General features: G+C 71.5%; 18 protein-coding genes. 10 read left to right on the top strand and 8 right to left on the bottom strand.

Annotated elements, in window-relative coordinates; all coding sequences use genetic code 11:
- Positions 1–45 precede the first annotated feature (45 nt).
- Genes DWV08_RS00230 through DWV08_RS00210 form a run of 5 tightly spaced genes read left to right on the top strand, consistent with a single transcriptional unit; the run spans position 46 to position 5,075 of the window.
- A complete protein-coding gene (locus tag DWV08_RS00230) occupies positions 46–1,107 on the top strand; it encodes a Gfo/Idh/MocA family protein (protein ID WP_115411960.1) in 1,062 nt (353 codons plus the stop codon).
- Positions 1,104–1,910 carry a hypothetical protein gene (locus DWV08_RS00225; RefSeq protein ID WP_115411959.1) on the top strand — a complete coding sequence of 269 codons (807 nt, stop codon included), beginning with the start codon at positions 1,104–1,106 and terminating at the stop codon, positions 1,908–1,910. Before DWV08_RS00230 ends, DWV08_RS00225 begins: the two co-directional genes overlap by 4 nt.
- Positions 1,911–1,960: 50 nt before the next feature.
- Complete coding sequence (locus tag DWV08_RS00220; RefSeq protein WP_115411958.1) at positions 1,961–3,277, top strand: ABC transporter substrate-binding protein; 1,317 nt, start codon at positions 1,961–1,963, stop codon at positions 3,275–3,277.
- Entirely contained in the window at positions 3,274–4,191 is a 918-nt protein-coding gene (locus DWV08_RS00215; RefSeq protein WP_115411957.1) for a carbohydrate ABC transporter permease, read from the top strand. Before DWV08_RS00220 ends, DWV08_RS00215 begins: the two co-directional genes overlap by 4 nt.
- Complete coding sequence (locus tag DWV08_RS00210) at positions 4,188–5,075, top strand: carbohydrate ABC transporter permease (RefSeq protein ID WP_115411956.1); 888 nt, start codon at positions 4,188–4,190, stop codon at positions 5,073–5,075. The genes DWV08_RS00215 and DWV08_RS00210 overlap by 4 nt, the downstream gene beginning before the upstream one ends.
- 81 nt (positions 5,076–5,156) lie before the next feature.
- Here DWV08_RS00210 and DWV08_RS00205 read toward each other — a convergent pair whose 3' ends face one another.
- From DWV08_RS00205 to DWV08_RS00195, 3 genes are all read right to left on the bottom strand, one after another.
- The gene (locus tag DWV08_RS00205; RefSeq protein ID WP_115411955.1) at positions 5,157–5,489 is read right to left on the bottom strand and encodes a hypothetical protein; all 333 of its coding nucleotides are present in this window, start codon (positions 5,487–5,489) and stop codon (positions 5,157–5,159) included.
- Positions 5,489–6,313: a hypothetical protein gene (locus DWV08_RS00200; protein ID WP_115411954.1), complete on the bottom strand. Its 825-nt coding sequence runs from the start codon at positions 6,311–6,313 to the stop codon at positions 5,489–5,491. Before DWV08_RS00200 ends, DWV08_RS00205 begins: the two co-directional genes overlap by 1 nt.
- Positions 6,314–6,382: 69 nt before the next feature.
- Complete coding sequence (locus tag DWV08_RS00195; RefSeq protein WP_127097507.1) at positions 6,383–6,661, bottom strand: P-loop NTPase family protein; 279 nt, start codon at positions 6,659–6,661, stop codon at positions 6,383–6,385.
- A gap of 198 nt (positions 6,662–6,859) precedes the next feature.
- Between DWV08_RS00195 and DWV08_RS00190 the strand changes: the two genes are divergently transcribed.
- On the top strand, positions 6,860–7,993 hold the full coding sequence (locus DWV08_RS00190) for a hypothetical protein (RefSeq protein ID WP_115411952.1): 1,134 nt from the start codon (positions 6,860–6,862) through the stop codon (positions 7,991–7,993).
- Between the two features lie 18 nt (positions 7,994–8,011).
- Here the strand turns inward: DWV08_RS00190 and DWV08_RS00185 are convergent, their stop codons facing one another.
- The 5 genes from DWV08_RS00185 to DWV08_RS00165 form a co-directional block, all read right to left on the bottom strand.
- A complete protein-coding gene (locus DWV08_RS00185) occupies positions 8,012–9,244 on the bottom strand; it encodes an alanine racemase (protein WP_115411951.1) in 1,233 nt (410 codons plus the stop codon).
- Positions 9,241–9,861, bottom strand: a complete 621-nt coding sequence (locus DWV08_RS00180; RefSeq protein WP_115411950.1) for a bifunctional 4-hydroxy-2-oxoglutarate aldolase/2-dehydro-3-deoxy-phosphogluconate aldolase — start codon at positions 9,859–9,861, stop codon at positions 9,241–9,243. The genes DWV08_RS00185 and DWV08_RS00180 overlap by 4 nt, the downstream gene beginning before the upstream one ends.
- Positions 9,858–10,814 carry a sugar kinase gene (locus DWV08_RS00175; protein WP_241237415.1) on the bottom strand — a complete coding sequence of 319 codons (957 nt, stop codon included), beginning with the start codon at positions 10,812–10,814 and terminating at the stop codon, positions 9,858–9,860. Before DWV08_RS00175 ends, DWV08_RS00180 begins: the two co-directional genes overlap by 4 nt.
- Position 10,815: 1 nt before the next feature.
- Positions 10,816–11,217, bottom strand: coding sequence for a RidA family protein (locus DWV08_RS00170; RefSeq protein ID WP_115411949.1), 402 nt, complete (start codon positions 11,215–11,217; stop codon positions 10,816–10,818).
- Positions 11,218–11,280: 63 nt separating this feature from the next.
- Complete coding sequence (locus DWV08_RS00165; RefSeq protein ID WP_115411948.1) at positions 11,281–12,864, bottom strand: N-acyl-D-amino-acid deacylase family protein; 1,584 nt, start codon at positions 12,862–12,864, stop codon at positions 11,281–11,283.
- Between the two features lie 195 nt (positions 12,865–13,059).
- On the opposite strand from DWV08_RS00165, the gene DWV08_RS00160 reads away from it, so the two are divergent.
- The 4 genes from DWV08_RS00160 (at position 13,060) to DWV08_RS00145 (ending at position 15,971) form a co-directional block, all read left to right on the top strand.
- Positions 13,060–13,767 carry a helix-turn-helix transcriptional regulator gene (locus DWV08_RS00160; protein WP_115411947.1) on the top strand — a complete coding sequence of 236 codons (708 nt, stop codon included), beginning with the start codon at positions 13,060–13,062 and terminating at the stop codon, positions 13,765–13,767.
- Between the two features lie 209 nt (positions 13,768–13,976).
- On the top strand, positions 13,977–14,624 hold the full coding sequence (locus DWV08_RS00155; RefSeq protein WP_115411946.1) for a dihydrofolate reductase family protein: 648 nt from the start codon (positions 13,977–13,979) through the stop codon (positions 14,622–14,624).
- Between the two features lie 48 nt (positions 14,625–14,672).
- Positions 14,673–15,338: a hypothetical protein gene (locus DWV08_RS00150; protein WP_115411945.1), complete on the top strand. Its 666-nt coding sequence runs from the start codon at positions 14,673–14,675 to the stop codon at positions 15,336–15,338.
- Between the two features lie 60 nt (positions 15,339–15,398).
- Positions 15,399–15,971, top strand: a complete 573-nt coding sequence (locus tag DWV08_RS00145; protein WP_115411944.1) for a DUF421 domain-containing protein — start codon at positions 15,399–15,401, stop codon at positions 15,969–15,971.
- The last annotated feature ends 42 nt before the right edge of the window (positions 15,972–16,013 follow it).

Raw genomic sequence — 16,013 nt, 5'->3', positions numbered from 1 at the left:
TTTCGTCTCGCCCTCGTCCCTACACAGCCGTAGGAGGCAGTCCACGTGACTCGACCCCCGCACGGCGTCGGCTTCATCGGAGCCGGTGCCGTCACCCAAGCCATCCATCTCCCCACGCTGGCGCGCCTGCGTGACCGCCTCGCCATCAGGCGGGTTTTCGACGTCGACCACGGGGTGGCTCGCAGCGTCGCCGACCGCGTCGGCGCGGCACCTTCCTCGGACCTCGAGGAGTTCCTCGCCTCCGCCGGGCTCGACGTCATCGCCATCTGCTCCCCCGACCGTCTCCACGCCGAGCACGCGCTCGCGGCGATCACCGCCGGGGCGAAGGTCGTGCTGTGCGAGAAGCCCCTGGCGACGACGGTGGAGGACGCGCAGCGGATCGCCGAAGCCGCTCGCGAGGCCGGCACCGCGCTCATCGTCGGGGCGATGCACACCTTCGACGAGTCCTGGACGACGGTGCGAGAGGAGCTCACGGCAGGAAGCTCCTCTCAGCGCTTCGTCCGCTCCTCGATCGTGCTGCCCCCGAACGAGCGTTTCGAGGACTTCGCCACCGAGGTCGAGGGCCACCGCGTGTCACCCGGCCCCGCGCACGCTCCGCAGAGCGCGGCCGAGCACGGCGAGTTGCTGCGCCGGATGATCCTCGGCCTGTCGATCCATGACCTCCCCCTCGTGCGGCAGCTCGTCGAGGACGCCGAGGCGGTCACCGTCCTCGACGCCCGCGCGCTGCAGCCCTTCGGCTACCAGGTCCTCGCCACCGCCGGGCGCACCCGCCTCGAGGTGCACGCCTCGATGGGTCAGCCCTGGCGTCCTGACTGGCGACTGGAGGTCCTCGGCGAGGACGTGCAGGCCAGCATCGTCTTCACCCCTTCGTACGTCCATGCCGGCTCGGGCGTCTCCAGGGTCACCCGTGGCGAGACCACCGCCGTGCACGGACCGTTCCCGGCGAACGGCTACGAGGCCGAGTGGCGCTCGATCGCCAAGGTCCTCGAAGGGACCGGTACCGCGCCGCGCCTCGAGGACCTGGTCGACGACCTGCGTTTCGCCCTCACGCTCGCCGACGGCGTCCGCGACCTCATCACCCAGCAGCACGAGGAGTCCGCCGCATGAGCACCCTGAACATCCACGCCGCACCGGGAGCCATCGGGGCCGACGCCGTGCTCGCCTCCCTGCCCGTCTCCTTCACCGCCGCATCCACGGAGCGCGACGCCCAGGTGCAGGTCCTGGACGGCGCCCCCGGATGGCTCGGCCACGCCACGACAGCGCTTGACGCAGGGCAGACCGTCCTCGTCCAGTCCCCCGCCCCCCTCGAGGCCGAGGAGCAGGAGCGAGCCCGCGTCCTCGCCGAGGACCCGGCCGGTTCCCGTCTGCTCCTGGACCTGCCATGGGCCGGGAACCCTGCGCTCGAGGCCGCAGGACCTGCCGTGCGCACCGCCGCAGAGGGCGCCGGCCTGCTCGAGGTCCACGCCCTCCTCGGGCCCGTCGCCCGGAGCGGAACTGCCCTCCTCGACGTGGCGCTCACCGTCGCAGCGCTCCTCGGACCGCTCGAACGGGCGCGGCTGCTGCACGCGGACGAGGGCGGCGCAACCGTCCTCGCTGGGGCCGCCGGGCGGGACGTCTCCATCCAGCTGACCCCCACCCTCCGCCCCACCCACGGCTGCCGGATGCGGGTCCTCGGCGCCACCTCCACCGCCGAAGTGACCTTGCCCGATTCCGGCACCGCCCGACCCGCCGAGGTCACACTCACCGACGCGACCGGTCACACCGTGCTCCCGACCCTCTGGGAGTCCAGCCATCGCGCCGCCTGGCGGCGCGTCCACCGCCTCGACGCCGACGACGCCGTCGACGACATCGAGCGCCTTCTGCACGCCCACACCGTCCTCGCGGACGTCCTCGCAGCGCTCCCGCGCTGACCTCACCACCCCACACCCACGCTCGACGACGAGCAGAAAGCGGGTCCACCATGTCCCGTCCCACCCCCTCCCGCCGTTCCGTCCTCTCCGCCGCCGCACTCGGCGCCGCCGGCCTCGGGCTCGCCGGATGCAGCATCGCCGGCTCCTCCAGCGGCTCCGGCGGCTCCGGCGGTGACGCCTCCGCGACGCTGACCTTCTGGGACATGCCCTGGGGCACTCCCGAGTACAACGAGGTCGGCTCCGAGATCATCGACGAGTACGCCCCTGCGGACGGCTTCGGCAAGGCCGCGTACCAGACCATCCAGTGGAACGGCTTCTACCAGACCTTCGCCTCCGCGATCGCCTCCGGCACCGGCCCGGCGGTGAGCTCCGGGGCCGGGTTCCAGGCGTACCAGTTCGCCGAGCAGGGAGCGATCGCCTACGCCGACGACGTGCTCGCCGCGCTCGACTCCGACCCCGACATCCAGTTCCTCGACGGTCTCGTGGACACCCTGAACTCGCCCGACGGCCACGTCGCCGTCCCGTGGCAGATCGACGTCCGCCCGTTCTGGTTCAACACCGCCCTGCTCGAGGAGGCTGGCGTCTCCCAGCCCACGACCTGGGACGAGCTGTTCGACGCCGGCCTCGCGCTGAAGAAGATCGGCGTCTCGGGCTTCGCGACCGGTACCGGTTCCGGGAACAACCTCGGCTCGCACACGATGGTCGCGATGATGATCAACAACGGGGGCGGCCTTTTCGACTCCGATGGCGCGCCCGATGCGCTGAACCCCGCCAACGTCGAGGCGATGGAGTTCGTCCTCGAGCTGGTGAAGGAGGGGATCGTCGACAAGGGGGCGGTGTCCTTCACACAGGACAACCTCGACGCCCAGTGGAACGACCGCAAGGCCGCCATCGGAATCCACACCCCGGGCCTGTCCGAGCGCGTCGCGAAGGTCTCCGACGAGCTCGTCGTCGGCTCCCCGCTGGCAAGCACGAGCGGGACCCGCGCCGGCCTGTACTTCGTGAACAACCTGATGATGTACACGAACACCCCGTCGCAAGAGGCGTCCGAAGCGTTCCTCACCTACTACCTCGGCCAGCTCCACCGCTACTGGGAGCAGCCAGTCGGCGTCTCCCTGCCGGCCCTCACCGCCATCGCGGACTCCGACGCCTTCCGCGCCGAGCCGAATCGGGCGAAGATCGTGGACGAGTGGGTGCCCGTGTGCTCGACCTACGCGGCGCAGAAGTCGGAATCGTTCGCAGCGCTCGCCTCGGTCGACGGCGGCCAGGCCCTCGCACAGTTCGCCCAGACGATCCTCCAGGGCTCGGCCTCCGCGAAGGACGCGCTGACCACGCTGCAGAGCGGCCTGGAGGAGGTCGCCGGATGAGCGCCCCGACCACCACCGCGCCGCTCGCGGCCGGGCGACGCCGGCCCCGGCTCCGCCGCGGCGCGCTGACGATGATGGCACTCATCGCGCCGTCGATCCTGCTGCTCGTCCTGATCAACGCCTACCCGCTGTTCGTCGCCGCACTGCAGTCGGTGCGCGACGGCTCCCTCATCGCGGACGGCTCGTTCATCGGCCTGCAGAACTACGCCGACGCCCTCTCAAGCCCCCGGTTCTGGAAGTCCGCCGGGGTCACTCTCGTGTTCACGCTGCTGGGCGTCTTCGGGTCCTGGGCGATCGGTCTCGCACTCGCCCTCCTGCTCCGGCTGCGTACCCCTGGACGCAGCGTGTTCCGCGTGCTGCTCCTGCTGCCGTGGGTGGTTCCCGTGGTCGTCTCCTCCACCTCGTGGAACTTCCTGGTGGGGACACCCGACAGCCTCGCCCCGACCCTCGCTCGCCTCCTGGGGCTCGGCGAGGTCTACTTCCTGGCCGATCCGTTCATGGCCGCGGTGACCGTGTGCGTCTTCAAGGTGTGGATCAGCTTCCCGTTCATGCTGCTGATGTGCTCCTCCGCGCTGTCCTCGGTGGACACCACCGTCTACGAGGCGGCCGGGATGGACGGCGCGAGCCGCTGGCAGCAGTTCTCGCAGATCACGCTCCCGTTGATCTCACGATCGACCTACATCAGCTGGATCCTCATGGCGATCTTCTGCGTGAACGACTTCCCCACCATCTACCTCCTCACCGGCGGCGGCCCTGTCGACTCGACGACCTCGCTCGTGGTCCTCGCCTATCGCACCGTCTTCCAGGACATGCGCACCGGCCCCGGTGTCGCGATCGCGTTCCTCATGACGCTGGTGCTGGTCGTCGTCTCCACGGTCCTGTACCGCCAGATCCGAAAGGCCGATGTCGCATGAGCACCACAGCCCTCCCCCGCACCGCGGCGGCCCCGGCCCGCCCCGCAGTCGCCGTCCGGATCACCGCCCGGGATCGTGAGCAGCGCGGACAGTGGTGGCGCTTCGCCGCCCTGTCGGCGATCTCCTTCGTGGTGCTGCTGCCGATCCTCGCCACCGTGCTCCTCTCCCTGCGCCCTGCGGCGACCAGCGCCACGACGAGCTGGCTCACGCTGGAGAACTTCACGACGGTGCTGACCCGTACCGACGTGCTGGTGTGGCTGATGAACAGCCTCGGCGTCGCGCTCGCGACCGTCGCAGTCTCCGTGATCGTCGCCGCGCCGGCTGGCTACGTCCTCTCCCGCGGGCGGGGCCGGGCGGTCGCGAGCTATTCGCTGCTGCTTTTCGTGATCCAGTCCCTCCCGGTGATCACGGCGGTGATCCCGCTGTTCGTGCTCTTCGCACGGCTCGGGCTCGCAGACAACCTCCTGGGCCTGACCATCGTGTACGTCTCCTCGACGCTCGCTGTCGCGACGTGGATGATGGCGGCCTACTTCGATTCGATCCCGTCGGCTCTCGAGGAGGCCGCCTGGGTAGACGGATGCTCCGTCTTCGGGTCCTTCCTGCGGATCGTGCTGCGGAACTCCCTGCCCGGGATTCTCTCCACCGCGATCTTCGCCTTCCTCCTCGCCTGGAACGACTACCTCGTGGCGCTGGTGTTCCTGCGCTCGAGCAACGTGTTCACCCTCCCGATCGGTCTGCAGACCTTCTTCCAGCAGAACGCGACCGACTGGGGCCCGGTGATGGCGGTGTCGGTGATCATGCTGCTCCCGCCCGCGCTCGTCTTCGCCGTGCTGAACAAGTACTTCAGCGTGGGCGGGATCGGAGGCGCGCTCGCCGGGCGGTGACGCCATGACCCGCCGCGGGGCGGGAGCGCCAGGAGGACTGGCCGCTCCTGCCCCGCGATACTGCCTGCCCGCTCTGCCGCCTCAGGCCGGTGGCTCCAAGGAGTCCCAGACCTTCGCATAGTCCTCCTCCAACATCGGCCAGACAGCAGCGATCCCGTCCTGGAGGGTCGCGGCGTCCCGCACGGACGGATCGTCAGTGATCACCTCGTGGATGATCACCCGCCCCGCCTCGTCCTCGCGCAGCAGAGGGTCTCTGAAGCGCAGCGCGAGCAGGTCCCCGCTCCGCTGGAGCGTCTCACCTGCACCCCTCGCCCCCGAGAAAGCACGCTCGAGATCGACGAGAGGGTCCTGCGATCCGCCTCGGCGGAGGAAACGATGACCCCAATGCTTCCCACGGGTGGACCAGATCAGCATCAGCGATCGCCCCTCAAGAGGACGCCGTCCTGCTCAGCCTTCCTCAGGTCCAGCATGAAGCCCGTGAGAATGGCTCGGACCTCATCGTTGGCCTCCACCGCTTTCCTATGGGCGTCCTCGATACTCTGCTCCGTCCACCCGAGGAAGTCGCTCGCGAGGCCACTGCTCAGCACCTTAGCGACCTTCTCAGCCACCAGCTTCACCTGCGGAGGGATCGGGAGCTTTTCCGCCACGTCGAGTCCTGCGGTGAGGATGCCCAAGACCTCTTGAGAGTTCCTGACCAGCGCCTTGGCCACCTTTGCAGGGATCTCCTTCTTGCCCGCCCACCGGAGGTGTCGTTCGACCGGGAGAACTGCTGCGAGCGGGAGCATCAGATCGACGCCGACCCGTGCCTCCAGATCGATCCGCCCAGGTTCGAACTTGGCGGAAGACAGCACGACAGCGTCCTCCCCGACCGCGAGTGCCTCGTCGCCGATGACGTAGCCTGCGAGCACGTCCCGCAGTTCGATGAGGTGCTCTCCGGTTTCCCGTGTCACCAGCTCCATGAACGACTTGGCTGTCATCTCCGGAAGCAGGTCCGCCTTGGACAGGGCGATGATCCAGACCCGGGGGAACTGCACGAGCTTCTGCCCATCGTCGAGGATGTCATCCCGCATCACGGAGAAGAGATTGCTGAGGCTGCCGAAGAGAGAGCCGAGGTATCGCTCCTCGGCCCCGGCATGGTCGAGGAGCTTCTGCCCGTCAACGAGCAGCAGAGCGACATCTGACTCCAGGAGGGCACGGAAGAGCTCGACTCGACGCTTCGCTTCCGTCTCGCCGGACACGTCGTTCTCGAGCCATTCGCCCGGGTAGTCGTGCCAGACGATCGTGACTGGGTCCTTGCCCTTCGTCGCTCACTTGCCGGCGGGCTTGTTCTTCGGCCTCAGACTGAAGGGGTAGGAGGAAGAGCTGTATTTGTTGCTCTCAGGAGTCTCCGCTCGGTCACGCATGAGGTAGTAGCGCTGGAGGAGCTGCGTGCCCTGCGCGGGCTTGTCCGCGATCAGGGTGAACCGACTGTCCTCGAGATGACCCGATTCCTTCATCGACCCGAAGAAGGAGGACAGGAGGACGGTCTTCCCGCTCCCGCTCTCGCCGAAAACCGCGATGTGCTGTTCAACCCTCTTCGATGGCATGTCTGCATCGTAGATCTCCAGGCTGACACCCGTTGCCATCCCCCGTGCACCGCGCGTCGCCGTCCAGGCAGGGGTCGTCCCTGCGGGACTGTCTGCCGGTGCCCATGATACAGCCGTCGATTGTCGGACCCACCGACAACTATGTAGCTCATGGCACATTCAACGTCGCACGGGCATGCTGCTGGGCAGAAGCAGACGATGAAGCGCTACGCGCGCCTGCGGGAGAGCGGTCGAATCGTCGACGTCCGTCACGGAGACGACTGGGCTCTGATATACACCCGGCCGAGGCCACCTCTCGTGTGTCCGGTGGACGGCTGTTCGCAGGGATTGTCTCCCGTCGAGCTCACGAACACGACGGGAACGCGATTCCTCCGCGTAAAAGACGGAAGCCAGGACTGCGGTCACCTCGCGGGGCGCGGCGACGGCGGCGGTCCGATGACCGACGAGCATCTCTGGCTGCAGATGATGCTCCTCAAGATCTGCGAGGACCTGGGGATCGACGCAACCATGGAGACAGATTACACGGACATCAGGGTTGATAGCTCCCCTCCCTATGCACTCGAAGTGCAGAAGCACAACACCGATTTCGCCGCCAGGATCGACCAGCGCAAACAGCGAGGAATGGAGACTCTGTGGCTCTTCCCCGAGTCGGCCAAGCTCTCCACGGATGATCCAGTGTTCAGGTTCCCGGCGCTCCGCGTCAGGTACCAGGACGAGGACGGCAACGAGCTCAAGAGCCCCTGGACGTCATCGTGCCCCTCCCCGTCGGTGGTGAAGTTCGGGGCGACGATCTGGGTCCGGGGACGAGGTGGCTTCGAGCTCGTCCCGGCAGGAAACTATTCCGCGCGCAGGTTCCTGAAGGAGCTGTTCGAGGGTCGGCGCGTCTGGCAGCCGAAGAAGAAGCTCCTCGGGCTGTCCGATGGGGGACGAGTGTGGTCGGGGTGGGTGTTGAAGGAGGATCTCGAGGCGGTTGAGACGAGGCGCAAGGCACGCGCAATCGAGCAGGCCGCCGCCGCGGAACGCCAACGACAGGAGCGCGAGCAGAAAGCTCAGTTGGAGGCGGCACATACCGCGGCGCTCACGGAGAACGCTGCACGGGACCTCCTCCACGGCGCACGCAGCGACGAGACCGACCGCGGAGCTGAGGCCAACTACGGGGCTGACGTCTCCATCGACGACGGGTCCTCTGCCGGAGCGCAGTCGGACGAGCCGCACGGCACGAACCCCAGCTCTCACTCCAGTACTGAGCACCCTGAGACAGCGCCTGCTGATCCCGCCGCCCCACAGAAGCTGAGGCTCTGGGATCGTCTCAAGGCCTTCTTCAGAGGATGAGCACCGAGCTCCGCGCCCTCAGAACAGCGTCTCGACCGCCTCGCGCACGATCCCGTCGGCGTCCACCACCGGGATCAGCCGCCACTTGTCGAAGGCGGTGCAGGGGTGGGAGAGGCCGAGCGTGACCACGTCGCCGATCGCGACGGGTGCCTCGCCCTCCCAGTGCAGGAAGGCGTGCTGGTCGTTGAGCGCGGTGATCTCGGCGCGCGCCTCCGCGGGGAACGGCCGCTCCTGCCCGCCGAGCTCCGCGGCGACGGCGAGCGGGACGGGCAGGCCCTCGTCGTAGGGGACGTCGCGCTTGCCGGCGTCGAGCAGGGCGAGGCCCGGCTCGGGCTGGGAGAGGACGCGGGCGTGGGCGCGCATGGCGGGCAGCAGCGCCTCCCGCTCGGCGAGGCCGCGGTCGCGGTCCAGCGGCGAGATGCCCCGGTAGAACACGCTGTCGTGGACGATGTACGCGCCGGAGCGGAGGATCGCGCGGGTCCCCTCGATGCCGGCGATCGCGGCGGCGACGAGGTCCGGGTAGGCGCTGCCGCCGGCGGTGACCCAGGCGGGGCCGTCCACCAGCGGGGCGACCTCCCGGCCGAGCGCGGCCAGGCGCGCGCAGTACGTCCGCACCGCCTCGAGCGCCGCCTCGGAGCGGTCGTGGCCCAGCGCCCCCTCGTAGCCGGAGACGCCCCGCAGCACGAGCCGGTCCGAGTCCGCGATCGCGCGGGCGATCTCGAGGGCGAGCTGCTCGTCGCGGACACCGGTGCGCCCGGCGGCCGCGCCGAGCTCGACCAGCACCCCGATCCGGGCCCCGGCCGGCAGCGCGGCCTCCATGAGGCGCACCGCCGCGAGGGAGTCCGCCCAGCACACGAGCTCCTGTGCGGGATGCTCGGCGAGATGCGCGGCGAGGGTGCGCAGCAGCGCCGGGTCCAGGCACATGTTCGCGATCTGCACCGTCGGCACCCCGGCGCGCAGCGCCACCTCGGCCTGCCAGCCGGTCGCGACGGTGATGCCGACGGCGCCCGCCTCGAGCTGACGGCGCCAGAGCACGGGCGCCATGGTCGTCTTGCCGTGGGGCATCAGCTCGAGCCCGCGCGCGGCCGACCAGTCGGCCATGACCTGCAGATTGTGCGCCATCGCGGGCCCGTCCAGGACGAGCAGCGGGGTGGACAGCTCTCCCAGCGGTACGTCGAGGTCGGTGGCGTCCCTGCCGTGCAGGGAGGGCGGGAAGGACTTGTCGTGCACGGTGACGGTGCGGGCGCTCATCGGGCGATCACCTCGGCGAGGCGGGCGAGCTCGGCGGCGTCCTCGAGGGCGCTGCCGACCGCGACGACCCGCACCCCGGCGTCCAGGAACTCGGCGGCGTTGCGGGCGTTCATCCCGCCGGTGGCGACGAAGCGCGCCTCCGGGAACGGGCCGCGCATCGCGGGGAACCAGCCGGTCCCGAGCAGGGAGGCGGGGAAGGCCTTGAGCCAGCGCAGCCCGGCCGTGTAGGCCTGCTGCACCTCGGTGGCGGTGGCGACGCCGGGCATCGCGGCGAGCCCCGCCTCCTCGCTCGCGCGGACCACCTCGAGGTCCAGGCCCGGGCTGACGGCGAAGGCGGCGCCGGCCGCGGCGGCGGCGCGGGCGGTCGCGCCGTCCAGGACGGTCCCGGCGCCCACCTGCCTGCCGCGCTCGCGCCCGGCGGCGACCACGGCCGTCAGGGCGTCGAGGTCCTCGGCGCCCTGCAGCGGGATCTCGACGGCGTCGATGCCGAGGTCCCAGGCGGTCGCGGCGAGCTCGAGGCTGCGGGCGGTGCCCATGCCGCGCAGGATCGCCATGAGGGGGGCGCCCTCGAAGGCGTCGTCGAACCAGGCGGTGCTGTCCACTCGCTGCGTGCTCATCGGGTCGTGTCTCCTTCTTCGGCCCCGGGGGCGGGGAGGTCCTTCGTGCTGGACAGGACGCGCGCGGCGCTCGCATGGCCGCGGATCAGGCGCTCCTCGGCGCCCTCGCCGCGCAGCAGGCCGTCGAGCCAGCCGGCCGCGAACGCGTCACCGGCGCCGACGGGCTCGACCACGTCGACGCGCGGGGTGGGCACGGCGGTGCGGGCCGTGCCCTCGTACTCGACGGCCTCGACGTCGGCGTCCTTCACCACGAGGTGGGGGACGTCCGGGAACAGCTCCCGGATCGTGTCGGGGGTGGCGGTGCCCCACAGCACCTCGGCCTCGTCCCGGCCCACCAGGAGCACGTCGGCCTGCGCGGCGGCGGTCCGGATCTCCCGTGCCGCCTCCGCGGTGCTTCCCCAGAGGGCGGGGCGATGGTTGACGTCGAGGCTGACCAGCGCCCCCGCGGCGCGGGCGGCGGCGATCGCGGCGTGGACGAGGGCGCGGCAGCTCTCCGAGAGCGCGAGCGTGATCCCGGTGAGGTGCACGATCCGTGCCGTGGCGAGGTCGAGGCGCTCGAGCGTCGGCGGTCCCATGCGGGAGGCGGCGGAGCCGGCGCGGTGGTAGACGACGCCCCGGCCGGGATCCTTGACGTAGAGGCCCGTCGGTGCCGAGGGATCCGTGCTCACCGCGGAGACGTCCACGCCGCGCGCGGCGATGTCGCGCCGCACGCGCCGGCCCAGCGCGTCGTCGCCCAGCGCGCTCGCCCAGGCCGCGCGGTGCCCGGCGGCCGCGAGGTGACAGGCCACGTTCGACTCGGCGCCGCCGCTGGCGACGTGGAAGTCCTCCGCGTCCTCGAGCGGCTCGGGCCGGGCGGGGACCACGAGCGCCATCGTCTCGCCGAGGGCGAGCAGGTCCAGCGCTCGCTCCCCCGGCACGGCGCGCGGCGGCGCTGCGCCGGACGGGGCGGTCACGTCAGGCCGCCACGCGGGCGACGACGTCGATCTCGACGAGGATGTTCGCGAGCTGCGAGCCGACGGTGGTGCGCACCGGGTACGGGGTGGAGAAGAACTCCTGGTAGGCGGCGTTGAACTCGTCGAAGTCGGCGAGGTCGGCGAGGTGGACGGTGGTCTTCAGCACGTGGTCCAGGGTCGCGCCGTGCTCGGCGAGGACGGCCTCGATGTTGCGCAGCACCTGGCGGGTCTGCTCGCCCACCGTCTCCGCGACGGCGTTGCCGTGGGCGCGGTCCTGCGGGCCGAACCCGGCGGTGAACAGCAGGTCGCCGCTGACGATGCCCTGGCTGTAGGGGCCGGCGGGCTGCGGGGCGCGGTCGCTGACCAGGGCCTGCTTGACGGGGGTGTCGTTCGTGGGGGCCATGGGGGCTCCTTCGGGGTCGTGTGCTTTCAGGGTGACAGGCGGATCGGCTCCGCACTGCCGGGTTCAGGGGCCGGCGGTCGCGGCGGCGCGCAGGCCGCCGCCTGGGAGGGCGCCGGTGAGTCGGCCGTCGGCGAGGACGGGGATGCCGCCGACGAGGACGTCGTCGATCCCCTCGGCGAGCGCGAGCGGCGCCTCGTAGGTGGCGGCGTCGCGCACGGTCTCCGGGTCGACGAGGGCGAGGTCGGCGATCACGCCCTCCCGCAGCCGGCCGCGGTCGCCGAGGGCGAAGAGGTCGCAGGCGGTGGTGGACAGGTGCTGGACGGCATCCGCCCAGCTGAGGTCCGCGCGCTCCCGCACGTGGGTGGCGAGGACGGCGGGGAAGGTGCCGCGGGCGCGGGGGTGCGGGTGGGCGCCCACGAAGATCCCGTCGGACCCGCCCGCGTGCCCGGGCAGGGCGAACAGCCGGCCGAGGTCGGAGGCGGGGCGCTGGTCCTGCACGGCCATGACGACGTTGACGTCGAGCCGGGCGGCGAGCAGGAGGTCGAGCGCCGCGTCGACCGCGTCGGTGCCCTGCCGCGCAGCGACCTCGGCGAGGGTGAGGCCGGGGGCGAAGGCGTGCTCGGGCGCGCCGGTGTGCGCGATCGTGAGCAGCGAGGGCCACTCGGGGCCGAGGCTGGGGTTGGTGGCGACCTGCGGGAACCACTGCTCGCGCAGGCGCGCCCGGCCGGCGGGGTCCGCGATCTCGGCGAGCGCCTCGCCGACGGGGGCGGCGTTCAGCGCGGGCGGCAGCATCGTCATCGACAGCAGCGAGCAGCCGCGCGTGTACGGGTAGGCGTCGAAGGTCGTCGCCACCCCCTGGGCGCGGGCCCACTCCAGGAGGCGCGCGGCCTCTGCGGCGGGGGTGTGGAAGTGGGAGATGTGCACGGGGACCCCGGCGGCCTGCCCGATCGCGACGGCCTCCTCGACGCCCACCTGGGCGTTGAGCTCGTACCCGCCGCGCATGTGGGTGACGTAGGGCAGGCGGCGGGGCGCGAGCGGGGCGGCGAGCGCGGCGATCTCGTCGGCCGCGGCGAAGAGGCCGGGCACGTAGTCGAGCCCGGTCGAGAGCCCCACCGCCCCGTCGGCGACCCCCTGGGCGACGAGCGCGGCCATCGCGGCGCGCTCCTCGGCGGTGGCGGGCCGGTCCGCGAGGCCCATCACCTCGTGGCGCACGGTCCCCGCGGGCACGAGATAGGCGACCTGGAGCGGGAGGCGCCCGTCGTACCCGGCGAGCAGGTCCGCGACGCGCGGCCCGGTGTAGGAGGGGTGGCGGCCGTTGATCGGGGCGAAGTACTCGCCGGCGAAGGCGCCGTCGCCGGGGGCGAAGGAGACGCCGTCCTGCCCGGCGACGACAGTGGTGACGCCCTGGCGCAGCAGCGCGAGCTGCACCTCGGGGTCGAACACCGTCGCGTCGGCGTGGGAGTGCGCGTCCACGAATCCGGGGACCACGAGCCTCCCGCCCGCGTCGAGCACCTCCGCGCCCGCGGGGACGGGCAGGTCCTCGCCGAGCGCCGCGATGCGGCCGCCGGAGATCAGCAGGTCGGCGCGGTGGGGGCCACGGCCGTCGCCGGGGACGAGGTGCCCGCCGCGGAGCAGCAGATCTGTCATGTCAGTGCGCTGTCCTCTCGTGGAGCCGGCCCGCGCCCTCGACGTCGGGGCAGGGAGCGGGACGGTGGCTCCGCGCGGCCTGCCGCCGTCCTGCCGGCCGTGACACTACAGATATTCTCTCTTTTTGACTAGTTTTCTGTTCGCCGGGGGCTGCCTCGGGTGAGACCATGAGGCGTGCCTCGGAAGGAGGGCCCCGTGACCGAGACCCCTGCCCCGCCCGCCCCGCTCCCGGTCGACGGGCGCACCCGCTTCGCGGACATCGCCGAGGCCGAGGCCACCCTCGCCCCGGTCATGGAGGCGATCGCCGCCGTGGGCGGTGCCCACTGCGAGGTGGTCCTCCACGACCTCAGCGCCGGCGACCTCGACCACTCCGTGCGCGCGATCCTCAACGGCCACGTCAGCGGGCGCAGCGTGGGCGGGCCGTCTACGAACCTCGGCGTCGAGGTGCTGCGCGACCAGGAGAAGGACCACGATGCCTTCGGCTATCGCGGGCGCACGGCCGACGGGCGGGAGCTGATCAGCTCCTCGGTCTACTTCCGCGACCACGACGGGCAGGTCATCGCGGCGCTGTGCATCAACCGCGACCTCTCCCCGCTCCAGGACGTCATGACGGCGCTGACGGCGCTCGCCCCGGAGGCCGGCGGGACGGGCCCCGCCGAGCCGCCGCACGAGCTCGTCGCCCCCGATGTCACGAGCGTCCTCGAGGACATGATCACCGAGGCCATCGCCGCGACCGGCAAGCCGCCCGCCGCGATGACCAAGGCGGACAGGATCGAGGTGCTGCGCCTGCTCGAGGACCGCGGCGCCTTCCACATCAAGCGCGCCGCGGAGAAGGTCTCCGCCCGACTCGGCGTCTCCCGCGTGACGGCCTACGGGTACCTCGACGAGGTGCGCCGGGGCTAGGGGGAGACGCCGGCGACGGCCGACCTGGGTCGCCTCTGCACGCAATTGACACGTGGCGACGATGAGCCGACGCACTTCTCCCGTCTTAGCCCGGACGCGTGAGGATCCGGCGTCGGGACAGCGGAGCAGTGAGAAACCGTCGCGCCGGAACGGATGACACGGAACGGTGCGGGGCGCATCATGGAGCCCCGTTCCGAGAGGACTCCCCCATGACGCAGCGCGTGCGTGTCCAGAACGTCACTGTCTCCCGCGACGGCATCGGCGCCGGGGAGGAGCAGACCCTCCAGCGGCCCTTCGGCCACGTCGACCCCACCGAGCTGATGGCCTGGGCGTTCGCGACCGCGAGCTTCCCCGGCCGCACCGACGGCGGCGGCAGCCGCGGCCTCGAGGACCGCCTCACCCGCGACTTCGCCCGCGGCATCGGGGCGGAGATCATGGGCCGGCACAAGTTCGGGCCCCAGCGCGGCCCCTGGGACGCCGACGACGACTGGATCGGCTGGTGGGGCGAGGAGCCGCCGTTCCACACCCCCGTGGTGGTGCTCACCCACCACGAGCGGGCGCCGCTCAGCGTCGGCGAGACCACCTTCCACTTCGTCGACGCCACCCCGGAGCAGGCGCTCGCGCGCGCCCTCGAGCTCGCGGACGGCCGGGATGTGCGGATCGGCGGCGGGGTGAGCACCCTGCGCCAGTTCCTGGACGCGGACCTCGTGGACGAGATGCACGTGGCGATCGCGCCGGTCGAGTACGGGCACGGCCTGCGGCTGTGGGACCGCCCCGAGGACCTCACAGACCGCTTCCACCTCGAGCGGGTCACCGCGCCCAGCGGCGTGGAGCACTGCTTCTTCTGGCGGCGCTGAGGCGGGCGGCGGCGCATCGGTGCCGTACCGACCTGGAACACTCAGCACATGTTCATCCTCGGCATCGACATCGGCTCCGTGCGCCGTCCTGGCGGCTTCGCCTGGGCGGACAGTTCGGGCACGCATTCCGGGACCGACGATCCCTCCGCTCCTGCGCTCCTCATCGAACGCGCACTGGCGGAGGGCAGGCAGGTGGCGATTGCCGTCGAGTGCCCGCTGTCGGTCCCCGTTCCGGCCACGACCGGCAGAGGGTGGGAGGCACTGGGGCGCGCCCGCACTGGGGAGGGGAACCGGTCGTGGAGCGCGGGCGCGGGGTCGGGCTCTCTCGCCACGGGGCTGGTCCAGCTGACCTGGCTGCTCCACCACCTCGTCGAACACAGCCCTGTGGGCCTGAGAGTGACGACGCAGGTGCCTCTGTTCGCGTCCGGGCATGCGCGGGTGCTGCTCGTCGAGGCGATGGTCACCAGTTCCGGGAAGCCGGTGCCCGTCGACGGCGTCGGGCAGGATGAGGCCGACGCTCTCGCGGCAGCTCGTCGGCTCGCCGAGATCCTCGGGTCGCTCCCGGAGCATCCGCCGAGCGACGTCCGCTGCGCGCCCGCTGGCGCCTTGAATCTCGCCGCGACGGCAGCACTGCATGCGGGCGCCGAGATCGACCCGGCCGAGCTCCGGCAGGACGTCGTGGTCGCCCGAGCGCTGCCTGCACAGTCGGGGTAGGAGCCGGCGACCCGGAGGAACCGCCGGTCGGGCGGCGCACTGTTCCGCAACAATGGAGAGATGATCGACTGGGACATCGTGTGGCGGGACTACATCGGCATCACGTGGAGCGGGGCGTTCGGCGTGATCGTCTCCGCGATCGTGCTGTACGTGTTCTTCTCGCTGCTGGTGCAGGTCTCGGGGCAGCGCCTGATGGCGAACCCGACGGTGGGCTCCTTCGTGGTGCTCGCCGTGATCGGCGGGGTCACCGCTCGCGCCACGCTCGGCGAGGCGCCCACCCTGCTGGGGGCGCTGCTGGTGCTGAACACGGTGATGCTGCTGGAGCGGTGCACCGGGATGCTCAAGCGCACCACGGGGCTCCTGCCGCGGGCCGCGCTGCGCCGCCCGGTCGTGGTGATGGTGGAGGGGAAGGTGATCACGCGTGCGCTGCGCCGCCGCCGGCTCTCCGAACAGGATCTGCTGCACCGCCTGCGGATCTCGGGGGTGCGGGACCGGGACGACGTGGAGCTGGTGATCCTCGAGAACCGCGGCACGCTCACGATCCTGCGCCGCGGCACCGCGATCGATCCGGAGCTGGTGGCCGGGATCGAGGGCAGCGAGGCGATCCCGGAACGGCTGCTGGTCAAGCACTGACGCGGGGCGGCTACAGTGCGGCGGAGCACCCCGCCCGCCGCG

The organism is Brachybacterium saurashtrense, from assembly GCF_003355475.1.
Classification (GTDB): domain Bacteria; phylum Actinomycetota; class Actinomycetes; order Actinomycetales; family Dermabacteraceae; genus Brachybacterium; species Brachybacterium saurashtrense.
Note: the sequence above shows the minus strand (reverse complement) of the source record. Positions and strands in the feature narration are given on the sequence as shown.

What these genes read in the sequence shown, in the direction of transcription:
- DWV08_RS00225 (WP_115411959.1), top strand. Translation starts at nt 1,104, where the DNA reads ATGAGCACCCTGAACATCCACGCCGCACCGGGAGCCATCGGGGCCGAC.
- DWV08_RS00220 (WP_115411958.1), top strand. Translation starts at nt 1,961, where the DNA reads ATGTCCCGTCCCACCCCCTCCCGCCGTTCCGTCCTCTCCGCCGCCGCA.
- DWV08_RS00215 (WP_115411957.1), top strand. Translation starts at nt 3,274, where the DNA reads ATGAGCGCCCCGACCACCACCGCGCCGCTCGCGGCCGGGCGACGCCGG.
- DWV08_RS00210 (WP_115411956.1), top strand. Translation starts at nt 4,188, where the DNA reads ATGAGCACCACAGCCCTCCCCCGCACCGCGGCGGCCCCGGCCCGCCCC.
- DWV08_RS00205 (WP_115411955.1), bottom strand. Translation starts at nt 5,489, where the DNA reads ATGCTGATCTGGTCCACCCGTGGGAAGCATTGGGGTCATCGTTTCCTC.
- DWV08_RS00195 (WP_127097507.1), bottom strand. Translation starts at nt 6,661, where the DNA reads ATGCCATCGAAGAGGGTTGAACAGCACATCGCGGTTTTCGGCGAGAGC.
- DWV08_RS00190 (WP_115411952.1), top strand. Translation starts at nt 6,860, where the DNA reads ATGAAGCGCTACGCGCGCCTGCGGGAGAGCGGTCGAATCGTCGACGTC.
- DWV08_RS00185 (WP_115411951.1), bottom strand. Translation starts at nt 9,244, where the DNA reads ATGAGCGCCCGCACCGTCACCGTGCACGACAAGTCCTTCCCGCCCTCC.
- DWV08_RS00180 (WP_115411950.1), bottom strand. Translation starts at nt 9,861, where the DNA reads ATGAGCACGCAGCGAGTGGACAGCACCGCCTGGTTCGACGACGCCTTC.
- DWV08_RS00170 (WP_115411949.1), bottom strand. Translation starts at nt 11,217, where the DNA reads ATGGCCCCCACGAACGACACCCCCGTCAAGCAGGCCCTGGTCAGCGAC.
- DWV08_RS00165 (WP_115411948.1), bottom strand. Translation starts at nt 12,864, where the DNA reads ATGACAGATCTGCTGCTCCGCGGCGGGCACCTCGTCCCCGGCGACGGC.
- DWV08_RS00155 (WP_115411946.1), top strand. Translation starts at nt 13,977, where the DNA reads ATGACGCAGCGCGTGCGTGTCCAGAACGTCACTGTCTCCCGCGACGGC.
- DWV08_RS00150 (WP_115411945.1), top strand. Translation starts at nt 14,673, where the DNA reads ATGTTCATCCTCGGCATCGACATCGGCTCCGTGCGCCGTCCTGGCGGC.
- DWV08_RS00145 (WP_115411944.1), top strand. Translation starts at nt 15,399, where the DNA reads ATGATCGACTGGGACATCGTGTGGCGGGACTACATCGGCATCACGTGG.